Annotated in this window: 28 protein-coding genes, 1 pseudogene and 2 riboswitches; of the genes and pseudogenes, 21 read left to right on the forward strand and 8 right to left on the reverse strand. The window is 64.2% G+C overall.

All coding sequences use genetic code 11. The features are described from left to right. Positions 1-93: 93 nt before the first annotated feature. Both ABUH87_RS14455 and ABUH87_RS14460 read left to right on the forward strand, forming a co-directional pair. Positions 94-840 carry a cytochrome c oxidase assembly protein gene (locus ABUH87_RS14455; protein ID WP_367774752.1) on the forward strand — a complete coding sequence of 249 codons (747 nt, stop codon included), beginning with the start codon at positions 94-96 and terminating at the stop codon, positions 838-840. After that, the gene (locus tag ABUH87_RS14460; protein ID WP_367774753.1) at positions 837-1,508 is read left to right on the forward strand and encodes a cytochrome b; all 672 of its coding nucleotides are present in this window, start codon (positions 837-839) and stop codon (positions 1,506-1,508) included. Before ABUH87_RS14455 ends, ABUH87_RS14460 begins: the two co-directional genes overlap by 4 nt. 76 nt (positions 1,509-1,584) lie before the next feature. On the opposite strand, the pseudogene ABUH87_RS14465 reads toward ABUH87_RS14460, so the two are convergent. Then, positions 1,585-2,082, reverse strand: a pseudogene (locus ABUH87_RS14465) (c-type cytochrome); the annotation flags it as partial. Between the two features lie 63 nt (positions 2,083-2,145). On the opposite strand from ABUH87_RS14465, the gene ABUH87_RS14470 reads away from it, so the two are divergent. The 6 genes from ABUH87_RS14470 to ABUH87_RS14495 all read left to right on the forward strand — a co-directional run bounded on the left by ABUH87_RS14470 (position 2,146) and on the right by ABUH87_RS14495 (position 7,136). Then, positions 2,146-2,487 carry a c-type cytochrome gene (locus tag ABUH87_RS14470; RefSeq protein WP_367774755.1) on the forward strand — a complete coding sequence of 114 codons (342 nt, stop codon included), beginning with the start codon at positions 2,146-2,148 and terminating at the stop codon, positions 2,485-2,487. Position 2,488: 1 nt separating this feature from the next. Then, positions 2,489-3,427, forward strand: coding sequence for a cytochrome c oxidase subunit II (gene coxB / locus ABUH87_RS14475; RefSeq protein WP_367774757.1), 939 nt, complete (start codon positions 2,489-2,491; stop codon positions 3,425-3,427). Beyond that, entirely contained in the window at positions 3,424-5,961 is a 2,538-nt protein-coding gene (locus ABUH87_RS14480) for a cbb3-type cytochrome c oxidase subunit I (RefSeq protein ID WP_367774758.1), read from the forward strand. The genes coxB and ABUH87_RS14480 overlap by 4 nt, the downstream gene beginning before the upstream one ends. Further along, the gene (locus tag ABUH87_RS14485) at positions 5,961-6,254 is read left to right on the forward strand and encodes a hypothetical protein (RefSeq protein ID WP_367774759.1); all 294 of its coding nucleotides are present in this window, start codon (positions 5,961-5,963) and stop codon (positions 6,252-6,254) included. Before ABUH87_RS14480 ends, ABUH87_RS14485 begins: the two co-directional genes overlap by 1 nt. Before the next feature lie 166 nt (positions 6,255-6,420). After that, the gene (locus ABUH87_RS14490; RefSeq protein ID WP_367774760.1) at positions 6,421-6,813 is read left to right on the forward strand and encodes a VOC family protein; all 393 of its coding nucleotides are present in this window, start codon (positions 6,421-6,423) and stop codon (positions 6,811-6,813) included. Between the two features lie 164 nt (positions 6,814-6,977). Further along, positions 6,978-7,136, forward strand: coding sequence for a hypothetical protein (locus tag ABUH87_RS14495; protein ID WP_367774761.1), 159 nt, complete (start codon positions 6,978-6,980; stop codon positions 7,134-7,136). 411 nt (positions 7,137-7,547) lie between these two features. Here the strand turns inward: ABUH87_RS14495 and ABUH87_RS14500 are convergent, their stop codons facing one another. The 4 genes from ABUH87_RS14500 to ABUH87_RS14515 all read right to left on the reverse strand — a co-directional run bounded on the left by ABUH87_RS14500 (position 7,548) and on the right by ABUH87_RS14515 (position 11,377). After that, entirely contained in the window at positions 7,548-8,369 is an 822-nt protein-coding gene (locus ABUH87_RS14500; RefSeq protein WP_367774762.1) for an IclR family transcriptional regulator, read from the reverse strand. Between the two features lie 58 nt (positions 8,370-8,427). Next, positions 8,428-10,224 carry a thiamine pyrophosphate-binding protein gene (locus ABUH87_RS14505; RefSeq protein WP_367774763.1) on the reverse strand — a complete coding sequence of 599 codons (1,797 nt, stop codon included), beginning with the start codon at positions 10,222-10,224 and terminating at the stop codon, positions 8,428-8,430. A gap of 485 nt (positions 10,225-10,709) precedes the next feature. Then, complete coding sequence (locus tag ABUH87_RS14510; protein ID WP_367774765.1) at positions 10,710-11,135, reverse strand: type II toxin-antitoxin system VapC family toxin; 426 nt, start codon at positions 11,133-11,135, stop codon at positions 10,710-10,712. Continuing rightward, entirely contained in the window at positions 11,135-11,377 is a 243-nt protein-coding gene (locus ABUH87_RS14515) for a type II toxin-antitoxin system Phd/YefM family antitoxin (protein WP_367774766.1), read from the reverse strand. Before ABUH87_RS14515 ends, ABUH87_RS14510 begins: the two co-directional genes overlap by 1 nt. Before the next feature lie 65 nt (positions 11,378-11,442). On the opposite strand from ABUH87_RS14515, the gene ABUH87_RS14520 reads away from it, so the two are divergent. The 4 genes from ABUH87_RS14520 (at position 11,443) to ABUH87_RS14535 (ending at position 13,324) form a co-directional block, all read left to right on the forward strand. Next, positions 11,443-11,619 carry a hypothetical protein gene (locus ABUH87_RS14520; RefSeq protein ID WP_367774768.1) on the forward strand — a complete coding sequence of 59 codons (177 nt, stop codon included), beginning with the start codon at positions 11,443-11,445 and terminating at the stop codon, positions 11,617-11,619. Next, a complete protein-coding gene (locus tag ABUH87_RS14525; protein WP_367774770.1) occupies positions 11,616-11,840 on the forward strand; it encodes a hypothetical protein in 225 nt (74 codons plus the stop codon). Before ABUH87_RS14520 ends, ABUH87_RS14525 begins: the two co-directional genes overlap by 4 nt. A 48-nt stretch (positions 11,841-11,888) precedes the next feature. Next, entirely contained in the window at positions 11,889-12,644 is a 756-nt protein-coding gene (locus ABUH87_RS14530) for a hypothetical protein (RefSeq protein ID WP_367774773.1), read from the forward strand. 458 nt (positions 12,645-13,102) lie between these two features. Beyond that, positions 13,103-13,324 (forward strand): hypothetical protein, encoded by a 222-nt coding sequence (locus ABUH87_RS14535; RefSeq protein WP_367774774.1) that lies wholly within the window; start codon positions 13,103-13,105, stop codon positions 13,322-13,324. Between the two features lie 106 nt (positions 13,325-13,430). Here the strand turns inward: ABUH87_RS14535 and ABUH87_RS14540 are convergent, their stop codons facing one another. Then, positions 13,431-14,729, reverse strand: coding sequence for a cobyrinic acid a,c-diamide synthase CobB (locus ABUH87_RS14540; RefSeq protein ID WP_367774775.1), 1,299 nt, complete (start codon positions 14,727-14,729; stop codon positions 13,431-13,433). A gap of 37 nt (positions 14,730-14,766) precedes the next feature. Beyond that, entirely contained in the window at positions 14,767-15,354 is a 588-nt protein-coding gene (locus ABUH87_RS14545; RefSeq protein ID WP_367774777.1) for a hypothetical protein, read from the reverse strand. Positions 15,355-15,574: 220 nt separating this feature from the next. Next, a riboswitch (cobalamin riboswitch) is annotated at positions 15,575-15,781 on the reverse strand. Positions 15,782-15,839: 58 nt separating this feature from the next. Beyond that, positions 15,840-16,029, forward strand: a riboswitch (cobalamin riboswitch). Positions 16,030-16,244: 215 nt separating this feature from the next. Here ABUH87_RS14545 and ABUH87_RS14550 point away from each other — a divergent pair. From ABUH87_RS14550 to cobU, 9 genes are read left to right on the forward strand one after another with little or no spacing between them, the layout of a single operon-like run. Then, complete coding sequence (locus tag ABUH87_RS14550; RefSeq protein WP_367775173.1) at positions 16,245-18,158, forward strand: TonB-dependent receptor plug domain-containing protein; 1,914 nt, start codon at positions 16,245-16,247, stop codon at positions 18,156-18,158. Beyond that, positions 18,158-18,565 (forward strand): DUF1636 domain-containing protein, encoded by a 408-nt coding sequence (locus tag ABUH87_RS14555; RefSeq protein WP_367774779.1) that lies wholly within the window; start codon positions 18,158-18,160, stop codon positions 18,563-18,565. The genes ABUH87_RS14550 and ABUH87_RS14555 overlap by 1 nt, the downstream gene beginning before the upstream one ends. Then, complete coding sequence (gene cobT / locus ABUH87_RS14560) at positions 18,562-19,578, forward strand: nicotinate-nucleotide--dimethylbenzimidazole phosphoribosyltransferase (protein WP_367774781.1); 1,017 nt, start codon at positions 18,562-18,564, stop codon at positions 19,576-19,578. Before ABUH87_RS14555 ends, cobT begins: the two co-directional genes overlap by 4 nt. Then, positions 19,575-20,144, forward strand: coding sequence for a histidine phosphatase family protein (locus ABUH87_RS14565; RefSeq protein WP_367774782.1), 570 nt, complete (start codon positions 19,575-19,577; stop codon positions 20,142-20,144). Before cobT ends, ABUH87_RS14565 begins: the two co-directional genes overlap by 4 nt. Next, the gene (locus ABUH87_RS14570; protein ID WP_367774784.1) at positions 20,141-20,878 is read left to right on the forward strand and encodes an adenosylcobinamide-GDP ribazoletransferase; all 738 of its coding nucleotides are present in this window, start codon (positions 20,141-20,143) and stop codon (positions 20,876-20,878) included. Before ABUH87_RS14565 ends, ABUH87_RS14570 begins: the two co-directional genes overlap by 4 nt. Next, positions 20,875-21,852 (forward strand): aminotransferase class I/II-fold pyridoxal phosphate-dependent enzyme, encoded by a 978-nt coding sequence (locus ABUH87_RS14575; RefSeq protein WP_367774785.1) that lies wholly within the window; start codon positions 20,875-20,877, stop codon positions 21,850-21,852. Before ABUH87_RS14570 ends, ABUH87_RS14575 begins: the two co-directional genes overlap by 4 nt. Next, the gene (cbiB, locus tag ABUH87_RS14580) at positions 21,845-22,780 is read left to right on the forward strand and encodes an adenosylcobinamide-phosphate synthase CbiB (protein WP_367774786.1); all 936 of its coding nucleotides are present in this window, start codon (positions 21,845-21,847) and stop codon (positions 22,778-22,780) included. The genes ABUH87_RS14575 and cbiB overlap by 8 nt, the downstream gene beginning before the upstream one ends. Beyond that, the gene (locus ABUH87_RS14585; RefSeq protein ID WP_367774787.1) at positions 22,768-24,228 is read left to right on the forward strand and encodes a cobyric acid synthase; all 1,461 of its coding nucleotides are present in this window, start codon (positions 22,768-22,770) and stop codon (positions 24,226-24,228) included. Before cbiB ends, ABUH87_RS14585 begins: the two co-directional genes overlap by 13 nt. Further along, entirely contained in the window at positions 24,225-24,737 is a 513-nt protein-coding gene (gene cobU / locus ABUH87_RS14590; protein ID WP_367774788.1) for a bifunctional adenosylcobinamide kinase/adenosylcobinamide-phosphate guanylyltransferase, read from the forward strand. The genes ABUH87_RS14585 and cobU overlap by 4 nt, the downstream gene beginning before the upstream one ends. Before the next feature lie 27 nt (positions 24,738-24,764). Here the strand turns inward: cobU and ABUH87_RS14595 are convergent, their stop codons facing one another. Continuing rightward, a complete protein-coding gene (locus tag ABUH87_RS14595) occupies positions 24,765-25,268 on the reverse strand; it encodes a hypothetical protein (protein ID WP_367774789.1) in 504 nt (167 codons plus the stop codon). Between the last annotated feature and the right edge of the window lie 438 nt (positions 25,269-25,706).

Below are 25,706 nucleotides of genomic sequence, written 5' to 3' on the forward strand. Positions count from 1 at the left end.
GCGGTTGCAACTCCCTGTGCAGAGCGAGCGAACCCGGCCACTCGGACGCCTGCGAGCAGGTCTCGCAGCTCAACGGCTACTCAGCATCCGTCCATGACGACCACGGCAGCACGCCTATGGGTTCCTTACTGCGGCGCAAGTCCGACGCCTGACGAACTCCTCGCCCGCTGGAACTTCGATCCCCTCCTCCTTGTCGGAATGGCTGGCATCTTCGCGTTGATATGGCGGTTGTCGGTCGACTCGCGCGGACGCCAGTTTCTCTGCGGTGCAGCCGCGCTGGCGTTGATCTTATTTGTATCCCCGTTCTGCGCACTGACTTCCGCCCTGTTCTCTGCGCGGGTGACGCATCACGTCCTGCTTACGGCAATGGTCGCGCCTGCGCTTGTTGCCGCGCTGCCAGCCTGGCGAACATGCTTGCCGGGCTCTCTTGCGGTTTGGACAGGCATTCAGGCGCTGACGTTCTGGTTGTGGCATGCACCGGGTTTCTATGCAGCAGCTCTCTCCAGCGACCTTGTCTACTGGAGCATGCAAATCACTCTCCTGGGAACAGCGGTCGGCTTCTGGGCGGCGGTGCGCCGCGCCAGCAGTCCGGCGGCCATTGCGGCGCTGCTGGCCGCAACCGTGCTGATGGGCCTGCTGGGCGCGCTGATCACCTTCGCAGGGGTCCCGCTTTATGAGCCGCACTACTTTACGACCGCCGCCTGGAACATGAGCCCGCTGGAGGATCAGCAACTCGCCGGCCTGATCATGTGGGCTCCCTCTGCAGCGCTGTATCTGGGAGCCGCGCTGTTCGTGATGAGCCGCTTCCTGAAACATGAGGAAGGCCGAATCGCAGCATGATTGCGCGACTGCAGGCTTGGGGCAGAAGTTATACCAACCGGGGGCGCTACACGCCGGTTGGCATCGTGTTCCACTGGGTCATGGCGGGCTTGATCCTGTTCCAGATCGGGTGGGGGTTCTGGACCGACTGGATGATGCCGGGCGGCGACAAGGTGCATGCCTATCAGATCCACAGCGCCGCGGGCCTTCCCATCCTGTTGCTGGCGATGGGGCGGATCGTGTGGCGGATGCTGATCGATGATCCTTACAACGATGCCGATACACAGGGCCTTCAGACGAAGATCGCTCACGGAACCGCTTTCCTGTTCTACGTGACCTTCTTCACTCTCCCGCTATCCGGCTGGATCATGTGGTCCTCGATCGCGGCGCCGGGGCCGCTCTATCTTGGCGGCATCATTCCCTGGCCGCAGATCCCTCTTGGCGAAATGCCCTTGGAACGACAATTCGTTATCCTCGATCTCGCCGAGGATGTGCACATCGGCTCTATCGTTTTGCTGCTCTTGCTGATTCCGGCACATGCAGGGGCGGCCCTGAAGCACCACTTCTGGGACCGCCACGATGTCCTTCGCGGGATGCTGCCGGAGATTCCCGATTGGGAGGACGACCGGGCAACGCGGAGGCATAAGCGCCAAGCGCCCGACCTTCCGAAGGAGTCAGAAGCTGGCTGACTCTCAACATCACGTCGCCAGAATCGTTTCTCCGGCGCCCCGCTCGCCAGAGCTCGAGCTGCTCGGCAAGGTACCCGCCGGGCTGTCCGGCGAGTGGCGGGTTGGCCGGACCGATTCCCTGTCCTTGATCGCCATGGCAGGTGGAACAGGCCGCAAGGCCGCGCGAGGCGTCGCCTTCATGGTAAAGCGGGAGCCGCGCCTCTGGCGCCCCGCCGTTGCCTGGGAATGGAAGCTGAGCGTAGTACTGCGAGACGGCCTGCCGCTCAGTCGGCGTCAGCCGCTTGGCGATCCATCCCATCTGCGCGTGGTCGCGCCTGCCGTCGGAATAAGCCTCGAGCTGACGAACCAGATAGCCGGCGTCGAGAGCAGCCAATCGTGGCGCACCGGCGCCATTGCCCCGACCATCCATGCCGTGACAGGTAAAACAGGCGTTGGCCGCTCCCGCCTTGGCACCGCTCAGAGCGATCAGATGCCCGTCCTGCGCCAGGCGATCCGTCGATTTGCTCTCTACAGCTGTGCAACCGGAGGTCAGCGCACCCAAGAGGGTCGCGGCGGCAAGGAGGGGGCTACGCATCAACACATGCGCGCAATTGCCAGAAGGAGCTGCTGGTTCCCATCTGTCGGGTTGCTCCCGCTGATGCTTGGCATCGCCGCCTGCAAGGCGCCGCCCGATCAGCGCCAGTTCCTGCCGCAAGCGAACGCGGCCCAAGGCAAGATTGCGATCGAGAGCGCCGGATGCGGCGCATGCCACACCATACCCGGCATAAGCTGGCCCAAAGGCAAGGTCGGGCCCAAGCTGGAAGGTCTCGCGGAGCGGGCGCTACTCGCAGGCGTGCTGCCGAATAGGCCGGATGTCCTCGCGGCCTACATCCGCAATGCGCCGAGACTCGTGCCAGGGTCAGGCATGCCGGCAATGCCGGTTACAGAAGACGAGGCGCGCGATATCGCCGCCTACTTGTACAAACAAGGCGGAGAATAAGATGTTCAATGGTTGGCCGCCGCCTGTGCTGGATCCGGCAGGTCCTTACGCTGGATCGATCAGCCTGCTCAGCTGGATACTCTTTGCCATGGCCGCAGTGGTGCTGCTGGTGGTGCTTGTGGCGCTTTATCTCGCCCTTTTCGGGCGACGAGAGCTGCAACGCAAGGTGGGCGGGAAGACAGCGATCTGGGCGGGAGGAGTGGCCTTCCCGCTCGTCGTCCTCACCGCTCTGCTGGTCTACGGCCTGTCGCTCACCAACCATCTGTCGGACCCCATCAGGGGTGACGAGATGCGGGTCCGCATTACCGGCGAAATGTGGTGGTGGCGGGTCGCGTACTTGAACGCGCAGGGGCAGGAGATCATCCTGGACGCGAACGAGCTGCACATTCCCGCCGGCCAGCCGGTTGTCCTTGAGCTCGAATCCGCGGACGTGATCCATAGCTTCTGGGTGCCCCGCCTTTCGGGCAAGCTCGACATGATACCGGGCCGCCGCAACCTGATGCGTATCCAGGCGAATACACCGGGCACATTCGGCGGCCAGTGTGCGGAATACTGTGGCGGACCACATGCGCTGATGGGCTTCACGGTGATCGCACATGATCCAGTGCAGTTCACGCGGCTGATGGAGGCGCGGCTTGCCAAAGCCGCAATCGCCGTCGACGCGACCTCCGCAGGCGCGCGGCTGTTCGACACGGCGGGTTGCTCGGCGTGCCATCGCATCGCCGGCACCGATGCGAACGGCGTCGCCGGGCCAGACCTGACTCACGTGGGCAGCCGCCGCACGCTGGGTGCCGGTATTCTGCCTAACAACCGGGGGACGCTGATGGGCTGGATCGGTAACAGCCAAGCGATCAAGCCGAACAATCGAATGCCCCCCTATACGCTTCTCTCGAGCGAGCAGCTCATGGCGCTCGCCACATACCTCGAGGCGCAACGGTGACGTCGGAAACGGGGTTCGACCCGCAACTTTTCGATCGCTTCCCCACGGCCGAGGCACGGCCGCAAAGCGAAGTCGACGAACTTGAGCGGATCTGGGCCGCACCCAAGGGATGGGCGCGGCTCACCGTCGTCAACAACAACTATATCGGGTTGTGGTACGTCGCGACTGCGTTCCTGTTCTTCCTGCTGGCTGGCTTGCTGGCGCTGGCGGTGCGCACCCAGTTGTCGTTGCCGCTGCTGGGAGTGCTGCCGCAGGAAACCTACAATCAGTTCTTCACCATGCATGGCACGGTGATGATGTTCCTGTTCGCGGTGCCCGTGATGGAGGCACTCGGCGTCATGCTGCTGCCCCAGATGCTGGCGGCCCGCGACCTACCTTTTCCTCGGCTGTCGGCTTATGCATTCTGGGCTTACTTCGTTGGCGGCCTGAGCTTCTTCTGCTCTCTTTTCGTGGGCTTGGCACCGAACGGCGGCTGGTTCATGTACCCCCCGCTGACGAGCACTACCTACTCGCCGGGGATCAACGCCGACTTCTGGTTGCTCGGCATCGGCTTCATCGAGATCTCCGCGATCGCGGGCGCCATCGAGATCCTCGTGGGCATCCTCAAGACACGCGCGCCGGGCATGACGCTGGCGCGCATGCCACTGTTCGCCTGGGCCATGCTGGTGTTTGCGGCGATGATCCTGATCGCCTTTCCCGCCGTCATCCTGGCGACGCTGTTACTGGAGATCGAGCGCGCGCTGAACTGGCCGTTCTTCGATGCCACGCGCGGTGGCGACCCGATGCTGTGGCAGCACATGTTCTGGTTCTTCGGCCACCCCGAGGTGTACATCATCTTCCTTCCCGCAGCCGGGCTGGTTTCGATGATGGTCGCCAGTCTCTCGAAGACGGAACTTGTCGGGTATCAGCTGATCGTGTTGGCCTTGCTAGGCACCGGGTTCATCAGCTTCGGCGTCTGGGCGCACCATATGTTCGCGACAGGTATGCCGACGCTGTCGGTCGGGTTCTTCTCGGCAGCTAGCATGGCGGTGAGCATCCCCGCCGGCATCCAGGTGTTCAGCTGGATCGCCACGCTGGCAACGGGCAAGCCGACGTTCAACACGCCAACACTGTTTGTGATTGGCGGTCTCGTCACGTTCGTCATGGGCGGATTGACCGGCGTGATGGTCGCCATGGTCCCGTTCGACTGGCAAGTACACGACACCCATTTCATCGTCGCTCACCTGCACTATGTGCTGATCGGCGGTGCGGTTTTCCCAGTGTTTGCCGCGTTCTACCATTGGGTGGGAATGACGAGCAGCCGTCCGCTTTCGGAGCGGCTGGGCAAGTGGGCATTCTGGCTGATGTTCGCTGGCATGCACATCACCTTCCTGCCCATGCACCTGACGGGCCTGATGGGCATGCCCCGCCGCGTCTATACCTACCTGCCGGGAATGCAGTGGGAGTGGACCAACTTGCTTTCCACTGTCGGCGCGTTTGTCCTTGCCGCAGGTGTGGCGGTGTTCCTGCTCGATCTTGCGCGCAACTTCCGCTTCACGGTCGAGGACGACGCAGGAAACACCTACGGTGGCGGCACGCTCGAATGGTTGCCTACCGGGCTCTATTCCACCCGCAGCATTCCCGTGGTGCGGAGCCGGCAGCCTCTGTGGGACGACCCGAACATCTGCAAGGACGTGGAAGAAGGCCGCTACATGCTGCCCTTTTCCGCCACGGGCCTGCGCGAGACGCTGATCACAAGCCCGATCCGCGCCGAACCGCAATATCTCACGATCATGATGGGTCCGTCGGTCTGGCCCTTGCTCGCGGCGGTGTTCACGGCCGGCTTCTTCCTGCTCATGACAGTGCAGGCCTACATGCCAGCGGTGATCTGCCTGCCGCTGGCCACGATATCCATCCTGCGCTGGCTGTGGGATACGGACCGTCCTGCGAAGCAGGCCGAAGTCGATGTCGGAGCAGGCGTCATCCTGCCCACGTATGTCACGGGACCAAGCTCGCACGGCTGGTGGGCGATCATCTGCGTGCTCGTCGTGTGCTTCATGATCTTCGTGATGGCAGTGTTCGGCTATCTCTTCGTCTACGGCATCCATCCGGAGTACTGGACTGCCCCGACCGGACAATGGTGGGCGGTGCCGATCGTCGCGGGGTACGGTGCCGCGGCGCTGCTGGTCCTATACGGCTGGCGATTGCTCACACGGGAGAAATCCACCCTGTGGAGCCCAACGGCCGCCGTGTTGTTCGCGAGCGGGTTCATCTTTGCAGCACTACTGCTCGACTGGTTCAGTTGGCGCGCGCAAGGGATCGATCCGGAGCTGACATCCCAAGGGGCACTCTCGCATGCGATGCTGGCGCTCGAGGCGCAGCTCGTTGCGATCGTACTTCTGATGGCCGGCTACCTGGCCGCTCGAACCAGCCGGGGCTTGGTCACTCGCCCCCTGAACACCACGTTCGACGTGACGTGCCTGTTCCTCCTTTACACCGCAGCCCAAGGCGCCGCGACCACGCTGCTCCTGCGCTTCTTCCCGGGCGGCGTGTAGTGAGCACCTGGCGTTTTCTCCTCGGCGGCTTTCTCGCATGGACCGCGCACTTCTTCGGAGTCTACGTGGCGGCCAGCCTCTCCCCTGGAACGGCTGTCGCGCGGTGGTTGGTCCTGGTAATCACCATCGCCGCGCTCACTGTTGTGGGCTGGATCTCTTGGCGCGCGCTGAAGATTGCGAGAGGGTCCGGTACGGACGATCTCAATCGGTGGCTGGCTTGGATCACCGTTGCCGGTGCGGCGATGGCCGGCGTCTCGATTCTTTACCAGAGCTTCCCGGCATTCCTTGTCTGACTTACGTCCGAGCATCGCCTCAACTTATCCTGAGGCCCGGGCAAGGCTGCGGTTACGTCGTCCCTCGGCCACGAGGTTTCGCCAAAAATCAGCCCCTCGTTGGCCCCAGGATGTCTTTCATCTACAATTCCCGGCAACAGTCCAGATTTACGCGGATGGTATGGCAATGAAGGCGATCGGCATCGATCATGTGGTCCTGCGGGTCAGCGACCTTGAACGCTCGATGGCGTTCTATCGGGATGTCCTGGGTCTGACGCTTGATCGTCGCCGCGACGATCTCGGCTTGATCCATATGCGGGCAGGTTGTTCCTTCGTCGACCTGGTAGACGTCGCCGGAGAACTTGGGCAGCGTGGCGGCTCGGCAGCGGGCGCCCAACGTCGCAACATGGATCACCTATGTCTTCGAGTTGAGAACTTCGATGAGACCAGGATCGCGGCCGAGCTCGAAGCCCTCGGCGTCACCATTGGTGAGGTCGATGTCCGATATGGTGCTACTGGCGACGGTGTCTCGATGTACCTGACCGATCCAGACGGAAATGGCGTAGAGATCCGAGGTTGAAACGGCTTCCTCGGCACTCAGAAGCACGTGCGGGCATGCACCCCTGGCTACCGCAAGCTCTTCTGCGTGTCTGGGAGCTGCTGGCAGCGAACAAACGCTCTCAAGGATAGGACACCGCCATCACCGAGGAATGCCACGAGTCACTGGGTAGATCGCAACGGCGCTTGCTGCGCAGGATCTACAACGGCCGCACGGTTCCCATCATCGTTGATGGTCAGCCGTTCCTGACCTACAAGGAAGCGCGCCGCTACCTTCTTTCTTTGACGCCCGAGGCGCGGGAGAAAGTCTACGCGGCGATGAGAGACATCGCGGCCAGTGAGTAGGGATCCGGCGCAGCTCGCGGCCTTCAGCCTGGTACGATGGTCGTCTGACCTGTGCCGATCAAGGATCGCTCGCTTCAGAGGTCAAACTGGCAGAGATCGTGTCTGCGGCTGCGCTCGCTTCAGCGATAAGCTCGCGCAGTGCCTTTGCCGTGTCTCGAAGCAGATCATCGCTGATGGGCCGCTCCCCATTGATGAACCGCCGGATAGCGCGCTCATCTATCCTGAGGCGTCGCGAAAAAGCGGTGACGCCCCCAAACAGTTGGACACAATGGGCGAAATGATCCTGTCGATCTTGCATCCCGCAGACCATAGCTCGTCTGGCGACTGAGGCAATGCTGGCGGCTTATGCACCTGAACCAGCTTGACGACCTTTCTTCCGCTCCATGTTGTGATCACGGATGCAGGGACTGGTCAGCCTGCGACAAGGGGATAGGCCCCCTCATAACCAAGGGCGCGCGACAATTGCTCGCCTGCGGCCATGAGCGCGTGTTCGATGTCGGCGCGTGCGCGCTCGACCCGGTCGGTGGGGCCCGCGACGGAGATGGCGCAATGCACCGCGCCGGTCGCGTCGAAGCAGGGAACCGCGAAGCCGCTAGCGCCTGAGAAGCTGCCGTTGCGGTCGAAGGCAATGCCTCTGGCCCGGACTTCGGCCAAGGCGCCACGAAGGGCTTCTCTGCGCGTGGTCTCCTCGGTGAACAGCTCCCAGGGTTCGATAGCGAGGTATTCCTTCAGCGCCGAGGCAGGAAGGTAGGCGAGGATCGCCTTGCCGGTAGATGCGCTGTGGAGCGGCCGGACGTTGCCCTGAGGGACCATAACCCGCAGCGCCGCGTTCGAATTGATGACATCCACATAGAACACGGCGCGTCCGTGGTCGTCCAGCAGGGCCAGGATCACAGACTCCCCGGTACGTCTGGCAAGATCCTCGAGCACGGGCCTGGCGATATCGGGAAAGCCCTGGGTTGGCAGAGCCCTGTTCATCATCCGCGCCAGCTTGGCGCTTTGTGGCCCGAGCCGGTAAGTGCCCTGCGTGTTGATGACGTAGCCGCCCTGCTCCAGCGTGCGCAGCATGCGGTGCAGGCTGGACCTGGGCAGGTCGAGGTTCTCGCTCAGATCCGCGAAGGTGCGCCCTGCCCGGTTGGCGCTCAGCGCCATCAGCACTTCCGGCACGCGCAGGATGGCCCGCGCGCCGGTGGCGGCCTCGTTGCCCTCGCTGTCCGGCTTCTGCTCCACCATGATCCCTTCAACAGTGTCGTGCGGCAGGCGTCGCGAAGAAACGATGCCTGCCGAGCGATCAGTAGCCGCTGCCCTGGTTCATCGCAGCTTCTTCTTCCGCGCTTTCACCCGACGCGGCTGGCGGCGTGCCCGCAAAGCCGAGGTTGTCGCCTTCCTCGCCGTACCAGGTGCGGAACTCGGCGAAGCCGGGGACGCACGCAAACGAGCTGTTCGCCTCGGCATCGATGACCACGTGGATCAGCGCCGGCTTGCCCGAGGCAAGCGCGCGTTCGACAGCCGGGGCGATGTCCTCGGTACGGTCGACGTACTCGCCATGGGCGCCGAAGCTCTCGGCCGTCTTGTCGAGGCGGACCTGGTGGTTCCACTTGGCACCCGGCGTGGTGGTGCCCTCGCCGAAGTTCGCCTTGTAAGAGGCGACCTCGATACCCCAGGCATGGTCGACCGCTACGATGCAGATCACCGGCAGGTTCTCGCGCACCGCCGTCTCCAGCTCGGCAATGTGGAACAGGATCGAGGAGTCGCCCGTCACCAGCGCCACTCGCCGGCTGTCGCCGACGGCAAGCTGTGCGCCTACGGCATAAGGCAGTCCGGGGCCGATCGCGCCGTAATTGGAGTTCCACATCGCGTCTCGCGGCGCGTACTGGATCAGCCCGGCGAACCACATACCGGAGGCGCCGCCGTCGCGCACCCACACGGTGTCGGGCGGCAGCACGCGCGAGGCCTCGATCGCCAGGCGGCCGGGATGAATCGGCTGCGAGGCGTCAGAGATCGAGCGGGTGAGTTCGACCTTGTCCGCCACATGGCTGCGCGCCAGGTCTGCCACCAGCGGCGGCAGCGCACGCTCGCCAGCGCCGAGTGCCTCGGTGAGCTGGGGCACGATATCGCGCAAGTCGCCGACCAGCGGCACGTCGATGGGGCGGTTGACGCCAATCGCGGTCGGGTCGCGCTCGATGTAGATCCACTTGCGGTCGGGCTTGCCCTTGGACCAGTGATGGCCACGACCATAGTGCAGGTTCTCGCCCAGCTCCGTGCCGATCGCAACCACCGCGTCGGCTTCACCGGCAAGCCGCGAGGCCCCGGCGCTGCCGTAAGGGAAGGTGAAATCGTCGGTGCCCTCGATGATCGCCTCGACCGCTGGCGTAGTGATGATCGGTGCGCCGAGCCGGCGCGCGAGTGTCGCCACCTGCTGGTGCGCGCGCGAGACGAAGGCGCCCTGGCCCACCACCAGCACCGGGTTGTTTGCGCTCTCCAGGATGCGGACCGCCTCCTGGATCGCGGGCGCGCTGGCGTGCTGGCTGGAGAGACGGTAGCGGTCGGGCGCAGGCGCCGGCGGCAACATCAGCCGTGGCTGCATGACGCTGAGCGGCATCTCGACGAAGGTTGGCCCCGGCACTCCGCTCATCGCCTTGCGGAACGCCTCGTGCAGGACCTCGTCGACCTGCTCGGGGTACTCAATGGTGCCGCAGTACTTCATCACCCCTTCGAAGATCGGCGGCTGGCTGAGGTATTGCATCTTGCCGCGCCGCACGCGCTGCTCGTAGATGCGCTGGCGCTGGGCCATGATGAAGACCGCCGGCACGTTCTCCTTGGCAAGGTACACCGCGCCTGCCGCGATGTTGCCGACACCCGGCCCCTTGTTGATGCCCATGACGCCGGGCTTGCCGGTCATGCGGTAATATCCGTCCGCCATCAGCGCCCCACCCTGCTCGTGATGCGGCGCGATGATCCGCAAGCCACGGCGTTCCGCCTCCAGGAACATGTGGAAGAAGCTGGGGTCGGGAATGCCGAAGATCGTGTCCACGCCCTCGGCGGCGATCAGCTCGACGATGCGCTCGGGTACGGTGTAGTCTTTCATCGGTGTTCCTTGAGATGCACTGGAGTGTCGGCGGTGAATGGAGATGGGCGATGCTTGCCGCTCCACTCGTGCATAGCGCCAGCACGGCTATTCTCAATATTGAAATAGAGTATCAGATACGGTACTACTATCGGTGCTAAGTGGCCATCGAGCGGCTCGGCCGTCCGAGTTATGCCTTCGAAGAGATCACGCATGGTGTGACCGGCCTGGAGATGCTCACCGCACAGCTGACATCGTGTCGCGCCAGTGTGCAATGAACCGCTCGATGTCAGAATCTTCCCCCATGCAAGCACCTTAGAGGTTTGGCACAGGCTGGAGCAACACCGCCGTGCCCAGCGCCGCAACTGGGCCGCTGTTTAAGATAGATGAAGGCGAAGAGCGTCTGAGCCAGCGTCACGAGAACCTTGAGCGAGGTCACCATCACGATGCGTGTGCGGCCACCAATCGCCGCAGCTCGTTGTCATCGCAGCCGGCTGATGTGCATTTCATACGAGCAGATTGGTGGGTATACCGAGCGGAGGGCCAGCGTCGGCCAGTTTGCGGTCCAGCGTTTGCAAGATTGCACCCGCTTCAGACGCGATGGCCAGATGAAGTGCATCGCCGGCACGCAGCCCCAGCGTATGCTGATCGGCATGTTGAGCCGCAGCGCGGAAATGACGTCCCGTGACTGGCAGCAGAGTCAGACTCTCAGCGACCAGCTTGTGAAACATAGCGAGCGCGGCTGCGCGCTGCTCCAGCGTGATCTGACCGGTTCTCACCTTGATGGCAAAGGCGGACGACATCTCGGTGATCGTCCACTCGCTGATCGTAAGGGCAGCAGGGTCTTGCTTCGCCAACCAAGCTTGAACCACCTCTGTGGCCGCTTCGTTGGAGAGAGCGGCGACGATCAAGGACGTATCCAGATAGTGCATTAGTAGCGATCGCCATCCCGCATAGATCGCACCAGTTCCTCCGCGCTCTGAGCCGGGGCCGGCATGTCTGCGGTAAGGGCGCGAAGGAGCGAGATATCGATCGGCCTGCGAGCTTTCGACACGGCGGCGAGCCGAGCGACAGGCTTGCCGCGCCTGGCGATGTCGATGGTGTCTCCGGCCTCGACGCGGTCTACGAGCTCGCTCAAGTGAGCCTTGGCATCCGCCAGATTGATGATGTCCATGTCACGCTCCTGACTATGTAGATAGTCATGTACATCATCTGGTTCGAATTTACTAGGAGAGGCGCATGGAACGTAACCTGGCACGGCAGCAGCTCTACGACATGGTCTGGGAGCGCACGGTCTCGAAGGTCGCACCTGAGCTGGGCATCTCGGATGTCGCTTTACGCAAGCAGTGCGTCAAGCACGCCATACCCTTGCCGGATGCAACCTATTGGGGCGGCTCCACGCGGGACGGTATGTGAAACGAAAGCCGCTTGGCCCGGCACCCGCAGGCGCAAGCTATACGATCATCATCGCCCAGAAAGCGCCTCCGCCGCCGGAAACCATCGCAATTGCTATTGGGGAAGAGCGACAGACTGGCGGGCCGATCGTCGTTCCGGACAACCTTCATCCGCTCGTGGCCAAAACGCTCGCCGCTGCCCGGAAGGCACAGCCGGATCAGCATGGCGCGGTGACAAAGTAGGGCTCGGAGGTCTTCCACATCCGTGCTCATCCAGACACGTTGGAGCGCATGGGAACCTTCCTCAACGCGCTCGTCTATCAGGCCAAGAGCCGAGGCTACCGGTTCGCACCGGGGCGCGATGGCTTGGACGTCATTGTCGACAATGAAGCGATCGCCTTTTCTGTTTATCAGACGATCCGGCGAACCCGCCATGTCGAGACCGAAGAGGAGCGACGCAAGGTCGAGCGTTGGGACGCTCGCCACCGGTATGATTGGGCGAGCTGGCAAGGCCGCCCGACGATCCCCTACTATGACTTTCTCCCAACAGGGGAGATGGTCATCGAGCTCGGGCGCTGGACCAGCTACCAGGGTGTTCAACGCAGGTTTGCCGACACTCGCGTACGCAGGATCGAGGATCGAATCGAAGAGGTTCTTGTCTCGTTTGCCGCCTTCGCAGCGGAAGAAAAGGTCGAACGAGCACAGGCGCAAGAGCGAGCAAGACTGGCGGAGATCGCGCGGCTCGAAAGGGCGGAGCAGGCGCGTCTCGCGAAGCTGGAGGCGGATCGGGTTGAGTTCCTCGAGCAGAAGCTCATGCAAGTCGAAGAGCGAGATCGCTTGGCGGCTTTCGTCGCTTCTCTCGAGGGGCAAACTGACCACCCAGATGATGAACGTTACCGAGAGTTCAAGAGCTGGGTTCAGCGACGCTTGGCCGGTATGAACGCCCGTCTTTTACCCGAAGCAATCGCGCGCGAGTTGGCCGCTTTCGAAGCTTTCGCCTCGACGCGAGCCGGGCCCCGCGAGAGTGGGCCGGATACAACGTTCTGATGGCCCCCTGAGGTTTCGAGCCCGGCACACGATCGGGGACGAGCTGTCGCAATCCGACCGTGATTCCCAGGCGTCGAGGTACGCTGCACCACGTTCCAATCGAACAAAGCGGGGGCCGGCGCGAGCTTTCGGCTTTGCCGATCCAGCGGGCGCTAGCATGCCTCCAAGTCCACCATGCCCTGCGGCCTTTTTGGGTCGAGATCGCCTAACAATCGCATCCCCTGAGAGGGCTTCCAGGACGAAGCTGTGCTCCTATGCTCGTGATCGCCATCTGGTCCCCAAATCGGATCTGATGCAGAACAACGACTTTGCGGCGCGGCCCTCGTGGTCTGAACTGGCGCGCTCTCCAGCGCGCCTAAGCTCTTCACTGGACATGGTAATTCAATCTGAGGGCACGCCGGAGATCGACCCGCAATCGGCTTGCAAAAAGTCCCTCATCGACATGCACACCTTAGCATGTGCCGCAGCGCCTTCTGACAGTCATCCATGCACCTTTGCAGCGTGTCGATGATCTGGTCGTGAACACGCCCATCCTCTCGCGACTGTTTGGCAACGGCTGGGTGCGGCTGGTCGTGATCGATCCGAAGGACAATTCCGCGCGGCGTTGGGTTGCAGGCGATACCATTATCCCGGCGAATGTCGCGCCAAACGGGTGGGCGCAGCACCATTTCGCCCATTGATCGTGCAGCAGAAGGCGGAGGGCAACCTAGCTTGTCCGAGTGTCTGGACACCCCTCCGCCTTCTGCACCCGGACATGCCGGCAGACGGCTCACAGTTCAGGATCGGTCAGCCGGGACCGAGGATCTCGGCAACGGCTTGCGGCCCCGATGCGAAATAGAAGTGGGCATAAGTCGCGGTCAGGCGTCCTGACCGATAGATTGCCTCCCCCTGCTCGCCTCCTGGACGCGTTGCAAACCATGACGGTGCGAGTTCAATGGACGCGTCGGAGTAATGGAATGTGTGCCCCCGGATGCTGCCGCCCGGAAGGTCCGCCTGCTGCAGACCCAACGCGGTCAGGCGCGGGCGCATGGTGGCGGATCCCGGCAAAAGGCCAGCGAGTTCCGCGCGGCGCCCGCCACTGTCGACCACTTCTTCCAGACAATAGAGCATCCCCCCGCATTCAGCGAGGATGGGCCTGTCTGCCGAATGATGGTCACGGACAGACGAGATCATGCGCTTGTTCTGTGAGAGTGCGGCGAGATGGAGTTCCGGGTAGCCTCCCGGAAACCAGATGGCGTCGCACTCCGGCAAGGCGGGGTCGTTCAGGGGCGAAAAGAACCGCAGTTCGGCCCCCAGCGAACGAAGGCAGGCCAGGTTTGCCGGGTAGATAAACCCGAAAGCCTCGTCGCGCGCGATGGCGACGCGCGTGCCCCGAAGAAGAGCGGGCAACCGGGTACTTGGGCCGTCGGACCCGCCGAAGTGCACCGGAGGCGGCAGCCAGGTCGCCGCGTCTGGCAGGCTTGCCGCACTTTTGGCGAGACGGTCCTCCAGGTCGCCGATCTCTTGCGCCTGCATCAGCCCCAGATGCCGCTCGGGAAGAGCGATATCCGCGTTGCGCGGCATGGCGCCCAGCCACTGCACGCCGGAGGGAACGCTCTCCTCCAGCATCGCAGCGTGGCGAGCGCTGCCAACCTTGTTGGCGAGTACGGCCGCGAGATTGACGCCCCGACGGTAGGTAGCGAGGCCCTGAACAAGGGCGCCAAACGTCTGCGCCATGGCGGAGCCGTCGATCACCGCCAGAACCGGCAGGTCAAACCGGTTCGCCAGGTCGGCGGCCGACGGGGTGCCATCGAAGAGGCCCATTACGCCTTCCACAAGGATCAGGTCCGCATCCAGTGCAGCGTCGTGCAACAGGCGCCGACACGCGGCTTCGCCAACCATGAACAAGTCGAGTTGATGCACCGGCGATCCGCAGGCGCGTTCCAGCACCATCGGGTCCAGGTAGTCTGGCCCGCACTTGAAGACACGCACCCGCCTTCCGGCGTCGCGGTGACGGCGGGCCAGAGCCGCGGTGACGAGTGTCTTGCCCTGACCTGATGATGGCGCCGCCACCATCAGAGCCGGGCACGAGCCGGTTGTGCTCATAAGGCGGGGCAAACCGGTAGTGCCAAAGGCGCGCTGCTCACTGCGCGTGGGCCCGGCTCAGGCGGGGCTGCGCGGCCTTGTACACCGCGTAGACAGTGGCGCCGATCCCGGACCACAGCAGAGTGGCAAAAAGGGTGCCCGGGAAATAGCGCTCAAGGCGCGGGAGGAACTCAGCGATGGTTGGATCAGGGTAACGTCCGCCCAGGAAGTAGAAACCGCCGCTGGAGAGCAGCTTGGATACCAATGTGGCGGCGATCAGCAATGCGATCCCCGCTGCTAGTGCTGATCGCTCTTCGCCGAACCCGTCGGCGACCACGCGACCGGCAAACCACATCACTCCATAGGCAGGCAGCAGCATCCAGTAAGCGGGCGTGAAGCAGAAGCCAGAGCCACCCATGACGAATATCGTCCAGACGTCGATGGCAAAGCCGAACAGGAACAACCCGGCAAACGCGCTTGCCCGGCGAACCAGGAAGCCCAGCAAGAAGAAACTGGCAAGGCTGGTATCAGGTAAGTGCACTACGTCGCTCAAGGCATGGCTGCGGGTGGTCAGCATCACCAAGGTAAGCGCGCAAAAGGCGACGAATTCGAAACGCGGGGAACGTGTGGACAGGTGACGGTTCATAAAGGGCTTCCGGTCTGAACGTGGAAACGCGACGCGAGCCCGCAGGCCGCGCCGATCGCACGGGGGGAGCAAGGCGGAACATGCTTCCGCCTGAAGCTGATCAGGGCTTGAACATGGCTTCACGGCTCTCCTTCGACGCGACACACGAATGTCGTCCGCCAAGGGCCACTTTCCGCAAGAACGCGGATCCCTCGTCCGCCCGGTGCATCCCGCCCGCGCGAAGGAACGACGATATCAGGCCGGTTTCCTGACTTTCCGGATCAACGCGCTCTTCGCCGCCTTCTCGAAAGCCGGAGCTTTCAATGGCACCGTGGCGATGCGCTCACCGGTTACAGTTGCGGGAGCAGTGCCGGCTTTGGCGATCATGAACCGCCATCCCGGACTTCCCGATTAAGCCCTTTCGGGCACCCGATACGCCCTCTGCCTAGGCGAGACGGCGGAGCACCGCAAGCGGCAGGTACTTGCATGCCGTCACGTCCCGCAGTAGGGGCCGCGCCGCGACGGGTTCCCCGCGAGGGGATCAAAAGGGAACTCGGGTGAAAACCCCGGGCTGCCCCTGCAACTGTAAGCGGAGAGCCATCCGGCCATTTGCCATTGGGACTTCCTGTCCTGAGAAGGCGGCCGGAACGGCGTTGACCCGCAAGCCAGGAGACCTGCCTGACGCAGTCGTTCTTCATCCGGGCAGGGTGCACCGGGTGTTCGAGGGCCCTTCCGTCAGGAGGGGTCATCCCTCGCGCAACGACAGCAACCGCCTTGCCGGGATCTCCGCGCAAGAGGTGTCATGTCGTGCCCTGCGACCTTGCGGGGGCCCTCACGCGCGCGCCTCCTTGCAACGATCGACCGGCAGGGTCCGACGCCGTTTGCAAGTAGGGGATTTCACCTTGCACCGCATGACCTCTGTGGCCACCGTACTGGCCCTCACTGCCTTTTCCATTCAGCCCGCCCATGCCGACGATGCACCTGACGGAAGCATCGTGGTGTCCGCGTTCCGCACTCCTGTCGCGCAGGAGCGCAACTCCGCCAGCGTGACGGTTCTCGACGAAGAAGCGGTCATCGAGGCGCAGCCGATCACCGTAACCGACATTCTCCTGCGTACGCCAGGCATCAGCCTTTCGCGCAACGGGGGATATGGAACAGCCACCTCGCTGCGCATCCGCGGTGCGGACGCCGGGCAGACGGTGATGGTGATCGACGGAATGCGCCTTGCCGATCCCTCTTCGACCGCAGGCGGATACGCCTTCTCCAACCTGATGCTGGACGACATCGAACGCATAGAGATCCTGCGCGGCCCACAGTCCATCCTGTGGGGCAGCGATGCGATCGGCGGCGTGGTCAATGTGCGCACGCGCCGGCCCGAGAAGCCGCTGGAAGGAAGCATGGCCATCGAGGCGGGCACGCACGAGACCGTGTCGGCCCGCGCGGGCATCGGCGGTACAAGCGAGATGGTGGACTGGCGCATCGCCGCCTCGACCTTCACCACCGATGGCATTTCGGCCCGCGCGAACGGGACGGAGGATGACGGCTATTCCCGTCAGGCCGCGAGCGGCACCGCCACTATCAGGCTCTCGCCCGACGTCTGGCTCGACCTACGCGGCTACTGGGCTGACGCACGCAGCGACTTCGACGGTTTCAGCGGAGACACCGCTGCATATGGCACGACCGGCGAATGGTCGGGCTACGCGGGGCTGAACTTCCAGCTGTTCGACGGCAAGCTGGTGAACCGCCTCGCGGTGCTGCAGACCGAGACGGACCGGGAGAACTACGACCCGAACCGCAGCATTCGCCAGATCACCTTCGACGCACAGGGCCGCATCCGCCGGTTCGAGTATCAGGGCATTTACAAGCCTGCGGACATGCTGGACATCGTATTCGGTGCCGAGCGGGAGGAGCAGCGGATGTCCACCGCTTCGCCCACGAACTCGGCGGCACCCTACACCTTGCAGCCTTACAGGGTCGATACCGACAGCCTCTATGGCCAGTTCCGTATCACCCCCCTCACCGGCCTGACGCTGAATGCCGGGGCGCGGTACGATCATAACTCCCGCTTCGGCGACAATACCGTGTTCAGCGCCGGTGGCGCATTCACGCCAAACGGGGGCGCAACCATTCTGCGGGCCAGCTACGATGAAGGCTTCAAGGCGCCTTCGCTCTACCAGCTGTTCAGTGCCTACGGAGTTGCCGACCTTGAGCCCGAAAAGGCGAAAGGCTGGGAGGTGGGCCTTGAGCACCGTTTCGGCGATATCCTCCACGCGTCGGCAGCCTGGTTCGAGCGGGAGACAGACAACCTGATCGACTTTGCCTATTGCCCCACCAGCGGCGCGCAACCAGCGGTCTGCTACATACCGGGCACGAACACGACGCGCTTCGGCTACTATGCCAACGTCAAGGAAAGCCGCGCGCGCGGGCTGGAGCTTACCGGTTCGGCGCGCTGGAACGTCCTGTTCGTGGAAGGCAACTACAGCTGGATCAAGGCTGAGGACCGGAGCGAGGACAGTGCCTTCTTCGGTCGTCAGCTTGCCCGTGTGCCGCGCCACCTCGCCAATGTGGAAGGCGGCATCGAGCTCCCTGACGGTCTGCGCGCCAGCGTGGCGGCGCGCTATTCGGGTGAGAGCTTCAACAGCGCCACCAGCACGGAGGTGCTCGACGACTACTGGCTGGTTGATCTGCGCGCCCAGTACCGCTTGGCCGAGGCCCTGATCCTGCAGGCACGGGTCGAGAATGTCGCGGACAAGGGCTACCAGACGGCGAGCGGATATTCTGCGCTGGGCCGCACGGTCTACGTCGGACTGCGGAGCCGCTTCTGATGTTGCAGCCGGTAGAGCCAGGCGCAGCCGTCGTCGTCTGCTCCACCTGTCGCGCGACTGCGGACGCGCGCGAGGATGAGAATGGGCGGCGCGGGGGTGCCATGCTGGCAGACGCTTTGCGCGCCGTTCAGCAGGAAGAGCCCGGACTCGCCGGCGTCGCCGTGCAGGAGATGCCATGCCTCTTCGCCTGTTCCCGCCACTGCACGGTGCACATCCGCGCGCTTGGCAAGGTGGGGTATGTCCTGGGTGACTTCACTCCGGACCGGGATGCTGCCCGGGCAATCCTGATATACGCGGCACATTATGCCGCCAGCGAAGAGGGCGTCGTGCGATACGCGCAGTGGCCGGAGGGGGTGAAAGGACACTTCATCGTTCGCACCCCGCCCGAAGGGTACCTGTGCACATGATCGCCTTTGCGGACCGCGCTGCCTTTCTGGCTGCTCTCGAGGATCTGCCCGAGCCTTGCTCGGCCTCCACCATGGCTGCGCGCGCACGCCAGGGCGAATTGACGAAGCCGGCAGGGTCGCTTGGCCGCCTTGAGGAGATCGCAACCTTCATGGCAGGTTGGCAGCAGGTACGCACTCCGCGTCTGGATCGGGTCCGGGGCGCGGTGTTTGCTGCCAACCATGGAGTTGCGGCGCGAGGAGTCAGCGCTTTCCCGGCGGAAGTGACGGCGCAGATGGTCGCCAACTTCATGGCAGGCGGCGCTGCCATCAACGTACTCGCTCGCAGCTGCGGGGCGGAGCTGGCCATCGTGCCGCTCGACCTCGACCAGCCAACCGGCGACATCGCGCGCGAACCGGCGTTGACGGAGGTGGAGTGCCTCGCCGCGCTGAACGCGGGCGCCGCTGTCGCCACGGCTGACACGCAGCTCCTGTTCGTTGGCGAAATGGGCATCGGCAACACGACTCCGGCGGCTGCCTTGAGCGCTGCGGCGTTCGGAGGCGATGCAGCGCAGTGGTGCGGTCGGGGCACCGGCATCGACAATGCGGCGCTATCGCGAAAGATCGAAGCCGTCGATCAGGCGCTCGCCCTCCATCAAGGGCATTGTGCGGACGCACTGGAAACGCTGCGCCGCCTGGGTGGTCGGGAGATCGCAGCGATGGCGGGCGCCATCCTCGCTGCGCGGCTGCAGCGCATGCCGGTGCTGCTCGACGGCTTCATCGCGTGCGCAGCCATTGCTCCGCTCGTGGCACGCAATCCGCAGTTCACCAGCCACTGCCTCGCTGCGCACTGCTCTGCCGAGACGGGGCATGCGCAACTGCTGGAGCACCTGAAGCTTGAGCCGCTACTGCATCTCGGACTGCGCCTTGGCGAGGGAAGCGGGGCCGCGCTTGCAGTGCCGCTCATCCGTGCCGCGCTGGCAACGCATGGCGAGATGGCGACCTTCGACCAGGCTGCGGTAGCGAAGAGCCGGTGACGAGCCGGGTCATCCACTTGTTGCGTCATGGGCCGCCGGTGCGAACGGGGCTGCTGTTGGGTCATGTCGACGAGCCGGCGCAGAATGCGAACTGCCCGCTGATACTCGGTCGCGCACGTGCTTTGCCGCTGCGGGCGCTTGTTTCGTCCGACCTCATGCGCGCTGCGGCGCAGGCGTCGCATCTGGCGGACCAGCTCGGACTGCCGTTGACGTTGAGCCGAAACTGGCGCGAACTCGACTTTGGGGAGTGGGATGGAGAGCATCCCCATACGCTTAGTTCCGAGGCGCTTGCGCGGTTCTGGGATGACCCGGACGGGTGCCCTCCCCCTTGCGGCGAGCGCTGGTCGGACCTGCGAAGCCGGGTTGCCGGCGCTTTGGCCGGCCTGGACACGCACACTCTTGTCCTTGCCCACGCAGGAGCGATGCGCGCGGCCGTCTCGGTGCTGACCGGTCTGGACCATCGCGGCGTCTGGGCTATCGACCTGCCGTATCGCGCCCTGCTGACGCTGCGTATCTGGCCCGATCTGAACGGACAGATCATCGGCTTGGCGGGAGATGAGCTGTGAAAGCGCTGGTGCTGGCCGTCCAGTTCATGACCCGCCTGCCGCTCCCCGCCGTGCAGGCGGAGGCGCGGCATGTCTCTGCGGCGATCCGGTGGTTCCCTGTCGCGGGCCTGCTTGTGGGTGCCTGCGTCGCGGGCGCTGCGTGGCTAGGCTTTCAGCGCGACCCGTGGGCTGGAGCGTTGATCGGCTTGCTCGCCTGGGTCGGCATCACCGGCGCGCTTCACCTCGACGGACTGGGCGACATCGCCGATGCGGCCGGGGCCGGCCATGGCGATCGGAGCCGGGTCTCCGCTGTTCTGGCGGACCCGCACATCGGCAGCTTTGGCGTCATTGCCATTGTCCTGCTGCTGCTGACGAAGCTGCTGCTCCTTTATCTCCTGCTGGCGCAGCCTCGCCCCGGTATGTTCTGGTTGACGCTGGTGGCCATTCCGGCGCTTGCCCGCGTCGGGCCCTTGTTCTGGACGCTGACGCTGCCGCCCCTCCACGCGGGCCTGGGTCGTACCTTCGGAGCTGGCGCGACGTGGGTGGCTCTCGGAGCGTGGCTGCTCGTCGGACTGGCTGCTTGCCTGTTGGCACCTGGCCTGCATACACCTGCCTTGCTGGCCGCGCTGCCGGTGGCAGCGTTGTGGCGCTGGTGGTTGCGCGGCCACATCGGCGGTATCTCTGGAGATGGCCACGGCGCCGGGATCGAAGTGATGGAAGCCGCTTTGCTCGGTGCTCTGGTGCTTGCGCCATGAAAGAGCCTCATACCTTTCACGGGGGGCGCCTGAGCGACGCCTGCGCTCGCTTCGGCGGCGCACAGGCGGACTGGTTGGACCTGTCGACGGGGATCAATCCCTCGGCTTGGGAGCCCTCAAGCGGTGGTGAGCTAGACTGGCGCGCCCTTCCGGACCCCTCGACGCTTGCTGAGCTAGAGCGGACGGCGGCCACTTACTTCGGTGTAGATCCGTCCTTGTGCCTTGCCGTTCCGGGCAGTGAAGCGGGCCTGCGTGCGCTCGGGCAGATCCTGCAGTTGCCCGGCGTTCCACAGCCGCTGTGTTACAGCACGCATGTCCAGGCTTTCGCCAAGCCGTCCCTCGCGGGAGAGCCGACTGTTCGTGTGCTGGGCAATCCGAACAACCCGGACGGCGCCCTGGTGCCCAGGGAGCCGCTGCTGGATGTGCTTAAGGCGCAAGAGGCGGCCGGTGGTTGGCTGCTCGTCGACGAGGCGTTCGCCGACTGCAATCCCGCCTGGAGCATCGCCGACGAGGTGGCCGAGCATCGGCGGCTGATCGTCACCCGCTCGTTCGGGAAGTTCTTCGGGCTTGCGGGTGTGCGGCTTGGTTTCGTGCTTGGGCCCTCTCAACTTCTCACCCGGCTGCGCCACCTGCAAGGCGAGTGGCCCCTTTGCGCTGCCGCAATCCGCTTTGGAACAGACGCCTATGCCGACGCTCCGTGGATAGCCCGGGCGCGCGCGAATCTCTTCGTGGCCGCGCAACGCCTCGACGCTGTGCTGACCCGTCGCGGCCTCGCATCGCGTGGCGAATGCCCGCTGTTCAGGCTGGGCACCGTGCCCTGTGCGAACCATCTGTTCGAAGCGCTCGCGCAGCAGCAGATCCTCACGCGTCCTTTCACCGGACACCCGCACCTGCTGCGCTTCGGGCTGCCCGGAAGCGCAGCTGCGTTGGCGAGGCTGGACGCGGCGCTTGCCGTGGCGGGCGCAAATGGCTGAGCCCATCGCCGTGACTGCTTTCGCGCTCGATGCGATGAGTGGCTGGCCCGCAAGGGTCTACCGTGTGATCGGCCACCCGGTTGGCGGCTTTGCTCGCGTGATCTCCGCTTGCGAAACCCGCTGGAACCGACCCGCCAGACCGGAAGCGCGCCGTCGGCTGTTGGGATTGGTCACCCTCGGACTGCTGATCGCTCTGAGTGGCGGCACGGCGCTGATCGTCGAAAGAGTGATCTACGGTGTGGCCGGTCCCTGGGCATGGCTGCTTGTCGCGATCGCGGCCTGGCCTGCTCTGGCCTTGCGCAGCTTGCTCGACCACTACGCGCCTATTCTATCGGCTCTCTCCCGTGGCGATCTGCCTGCTGCACGGCGCGCTGTCGGCATGATCGTCGGTCGCGATACAGACGCTCTTGACGAGCAGGCGGTCTGCCGCGCCGCGATCGAGAGCCTTTCGGAAAGCTTCTGCGACGGCGTCATCGCCCCTCTTTTCTGGCTGCTTGTGCTCGGCCTTCCGGGCATCTGGGCTTACAAGGCGATCAACACGGCGGACAGCATGATCGGGCACCCGGAAGAGCCATTGCGCGCTTTCGGATGGGCAAGCGCCCGCTGCGACGATCTTGCCAACTGGCTGCCGGCGCGACTTTCCGGCGCTCTCATCTGTCTTGCGGGAGGTGGTGGCTGGCGGGTGCTCCGGCGCGATCATGCGAAACATGCCTCTCCTAACGCGGGATGGCCGGAGGCCGCGATGGCGGGCGCGCTGGGGATCAGGCTTGCCGGGCCGCTGCATTATGATGGTGTTCTCACCGCCAAGCCTTTTATCGGCGAAGGCGGTGAGCCGGATCTCGGCACGATGCGCAAGGCGCGGGCGGTGTTCATCCGCGCGTGCCTGTTGGCCTCGTTGTCTGCAGGAGGTGTGGAATGGCTGCTCTGATGTTGCAGGGCACTGGGTCCGATGTCGGCAAGTCCGTGCTGGTGGCAGGCCTGTGCCGGTCATTGTCGAACCGGGGCCTGCGCGTGCTGCCGTTCAAGCCCCAGAACATGTCGAACAATGCGGCGGTGACCGCAGACGGCGGCGAAATCGGGCGAGCGCAGGCCCTGCAGGCCATCGCATGCCGGGCGGAGCCGCACACGGATATGAACCCGGTTCTCCTCAAGCCTCAGGCGGACCGCACGTCGCAGCTCATCGTCCATGGGCAGGTGCGCGGGACTCTCGGTTCGGCGAACTTCCGCGAGCAGCGCCGCAGTCTCTTGCCCAATGTGCTGGAGAGCTGGCGGCGGCTGGAGCAACAGTGCGATCTCGTCATTGTGGAAGGTGCAGGCTCCCTGGCCGAGATCAATCTGCGGAGTGGCGACATCGCCAACATGGGATTCGCACGAGCAGCGCAGGTGCCCGTGGTGCTCGTGGGCGACATTGACCGTGGAGGCGTGATCGCGTCTCTGGTCGGCACGCGGCTCGTTATCGAGCCGGACGATGCCGCCATGATCCGCGGCTTCATCGTCAACAAGTTCCGGGGCGATCCCGCGCTGTTCGCGGACGGGTATGCCGCTATCGAGGAACGCACAGGCTGGCGCGGCTTCGGCCTTGTGCCATGGCTGCCCGCCGTCTCCCGCCTCCCCAGCGAAGATGCCGTCGTTCTGGAAGCTGGCAGCAGGCGTAAACCGGGCCGCCTGCTGGTCGCCTGCCCCATGCTTCCGCGAATCGCGAACTTCGACGACCTGGACCCGCTCAAGAACGAGCCGGAGGTCGAGCTCGCCATGGTCCCTCCGGGTCGTCCCCTCCCGGCGGAGGCTGGGCTGATCGTGCTCCCCGGCTCCAAGGCGACGATTGCGGACATGAACTTCATGCGCGCGCAGGGGTGGGACATCGACATCCTTGCGCATCACCGGCGCGGTGGGATGATCCTGGGCATATGTGCCGGGTACCAGATGCTCGGCCGGACGATCAGTGACCCCGACGGGATCGAAGGGCCGCCCAGCAAGGCCGATGGCCTTGCGCTCCTTCCCGGTGAGACTGTGCTGGGATCGTGCAAGACCCTGTGCAGCGTCAGAGGCGAGGCGTTTGGCGAGGCGTTCGAAGGGTATGAGATGCATATGGGTGTGACGAGCGCCCCCGAAACGGTGCGTTCCTTCGCGATGCTGGACGGGGCGAGACGGGATGGCATGATCGCTGCGGACGGCCTTGTGATGGGCACCTATTGCCATGGCCTGCTTGCTTCGGGTGGGTTTCGGCGCGCACTTCTCGAAAGGGTTGGCGTGCGGAGTGACGGCACCGATCACGACGCAGTGGTGGACGCCGCTCTCGACGAACTCGCTAGCGATCTGGAGCGGCATTTGGATATCGACGGCCTGTGCGCCCTGGCGAAGGAGCGAGCAAGATGAGCAGGCTCTTTGTGATCGGTGGCGCCCGCTCCGGCAAGAGCCGCTACGCGCAGTCGCGGGTTGAAGCCCTGCCTGGCCGTCTGGCCTTCATCGCAACGGCAGAGGCACAGGACGCCGAAATGGCTGATCGCATCGCGCGGCACCAGGCAGACCGGGGCCCTCGCTGGATGAGCGTCGAAGCGCCGATGGACCTTGCCGCTGCACTTCATCGGGCAGAAGCGGAGGCCGACGTGATCCTCGTCGATTGCCTGACCCTGTGGCTGTCCAACCTTATGCTGGCCGAGCGAGACCTGGACCATGCGGTGGCCGAGTTCGAGGCGGCTGTGTCCGAGTGCTGCGTCCCGCTCGTCATGGTGGCGAACGAGGTCGGTTATGGCATCGTGCCGATGAACGCACTGGCTCGCCGGTTTCGCGATGAGGCGGGCTGGCTCAACCAGCGTACGGCAGCCATTGCGGATGAGGTTATGCTCGTTGCGGCGGGGCTTCCGCTCAAGCTGAAGGGATCTTGATGACAGAGGCATCCGCGCGGCAGCATGTCACACCAGCATGTCACGGCGCCGGAGTGCAGCCGATACATCGGCATCAAGGACACACACCAGGTTGCGCAGCCCTCCCCTGTTGGAGTGGTTCGTCCGGTAACCTTCGTAGAACCGCCGGATGTAACCGGCCTTCTCCAGTTCAGTCGCTACACGGCTGAAGTTGTCAGCGCCGGTCGCGCGCACATGCTCTTCCACTGCCGCATCGACGATCTTCTGTGCCTCGAAAAGATCGTTCGGAAGCTTGGACGCCAGCTCCTGACGGATGCGCTGCTCGATCTTCCTGCGACGCTGATTGCGTCCTGAGATCCGCGCAAGACGCTTGCCGACCCAGACGCGCAACGGAAGCGTTTCGCCGTCGTCCAGAATGAACGGGCCGACCTTGGCGCCCGGTCCGGCCTGCTCGGCCAGCAGGTTCAGGACTGCAAAAGCATAGCGTGGACGGCTGGAGACCTCTGAAAGACGGTCGAGGATATGTCCGACGTTTGTCGCCGATTTCCCCACAGTCTGTGTCTCCTTTGATCTGGCTTCGTTCTCCTCCGTATCTGGCAGAATCGTGTAGGATTGCAAAGAAAAAACCAGGCTTTTCTGCGACTTCTGCCATAGGACTGTCCTAGTGACAGTTTGCCGAGAGGCCGAACCTCGGTGTGCCTAATATCTTGCTAATCCAACGGACACGGTGACCCGTTCGTAACCCGATGAAAATGAGTCACTTTCCAACAAGACCACCGTCGGCCGCTCGGCAAACTGTCGTTGCGACAGCTATGGGCGCGACGCGCGGGTCGAGTTGGGTTTGCCACCGATCGGCTGACCTCCAGGCGCTTCGTCGGGACATCGACAGCGGCGCCTGGAGATCAGCCGGCAAACTGTAGTACGGGACAGTCTCCGCCCGGGCGGAGGAACGAGTCACGCAAGTTGCGGGGCAGTCCGTCGAGCTTCGCC

Origin of the sequence: Novosphingobium rhizovicinum (assembly GCF_040813635.1) — a bacterium.
Classification (GTDB): Bacteria; Pseudomonadota; Alphaproteobacteria; order Sphingomonadales; family Sphingomonadaceae; genus Novosphingobium; species Novosphingobium rhizovicinum.

Excerpts from the sequence above, each read along its gene's own strand:
- ABUH87_RS14455 (WP_367774752.1), top strand. The coding sequence starts at position 94 with ATGACGACCACGGCAGCACGCCTATGGGTTCCTTACTGCGGCGCAAGT.
- ABUH87_RS14460 (WP_367774753.1), top strand. The coding sequence starts at position 837 with ATGATTGCGCGACTGCAGGCTTGGGGCAGAAGTTATACCAACCGGGGG.
- ABUH87_RS14470 (WP_367774755.1), top strand. The coding sequence starts at position 2,146 with ATGCTTGGCATCGCCGCCTGCAAGGCGCCGCCCGATCAGCGCCAGTTC.
- coxB (WP_367774757.1), top strand. The coding sequence starts at position 2,489 with ATGTTCAATGGTTGGCCGCCGCCTGTGCTGGATCCGGCAGGTCCTTAC.
- ABUH87_RS14490 (WP_367774760.1), top strand. The coding sequence starts at position 6,421 with ATGAAGGCGATCGGCATCGATCATGTGGTCCTGCGGGTCAGCGACCTT.
- ABUH87_RS14500 (WP_367774762.1), bottom strand. The coding sequence starts at position 8,369 with ATGGTGGAGCAGAAGCCGGACAGCGAGGGCAACGAGGCCGCCACCGGC.
- ABUH87_RS14505 (WP_367774763.1), bottom strand. The coding sequence starts at position 10,224 with ATGAAAGACTACACCGTACCCGAGCGCATCGTCGAGCTGATCGCCGCC.
- ABUH87_RS14510 (WP_367774765.1), bottom strand. The coding sequence starts at position 11,135 with ATGCACTATCTGGATACGTCCTTGATCGTCGCCGCTCTCTCCAACGAA.
- ABUH87_RS14515 (WP_367774766.1), bottom strand. The coding sequence starts at position 11,377 with ATGGACATCATCAATCTGGCGGATGCCAAGGCTCACTTGAGCGAGCTC.
- ABUH87_RS14520 (WP_367774768.1), top strand. The coding sequence starts at position 11,443 with ATGGAACGTAACCTGGCACGGCAGCAGCTCTACGACATGGTCTGGGAG.
- ABUH87_RS14530 (WP_367774773.1), top strand. The coding sequence starts at position 11,889 with ATGGGAACCTTCCTCAACGCGCTCGTCTATCAGGCCAAGAGCCGAGGC.
- ABUH87_RS14540 (WP_367774775.1), bottom strand. The coding sequence starts at position 14,729 with ATGAGCACAACCGGCTCGTGCCCGGCTCTGATGGTGGCGGCGCCATCA.
- ABUH87_RS14545 (WP_367774777.1), bottom strand. The coding sequence starts at position 15,354 with ATGAACCGTCACCTGTCCACACGTTCCCCGCGTTTCGAATTCGTCGCC.
- ABUH87_RS14550 (WP_367775173.1), top strand. The coding sequence starts at position 16,245 with ATGACCTCTGTGGCCACCGTACTGGCCCTCACTGCCTTTTCCATTCAG.
- ABUH87_RS14555 (WP_367774779.1), top strand. The coding sequence starts at position 18,158 with ATGTTGCAGCCGGTAGAGCCAGGCGCAGCCGTCGTCGTCTGCTCCACC.
- cobT (WP_367774781.1), top strand. The coding sequence starts at position 18,562 with ATGATCGCCTTTGCGGACCGCGCTGCCTTTCTGGCTGCTCTCGAGGAT.
- ABUH87_RS14575 (WP_367774785.1), top strand. The coding sequence starts at position 20,875 with ATGAAAGAGCCTCATACCTTTCACGGGGGGCGCCTGAGCGACGCCTGC.
- cbiB (WP_367774786.1), top strand. The coding sequence starts at position 21,845 with ATGGCTGAGCCCATCGCCGTGACTGCTTTCGCGCTCGATGCGATGAGT.
- ABUH87_RS14585 (WP_367774787.1), top strand. The coding sequence starts at position 22,768 with ATGGCTGCTCTGATGTTGCAGGGCACTGGGTCCGATGTCGGCAAGTCC.
- cobU (WP_367774788.1), top strand. The coding sequence starts at position 24,225 with ATGAGCAGGCTCTTTGTGATCGGTGGCGCCCGCTCCGGCAAGAGCCGC.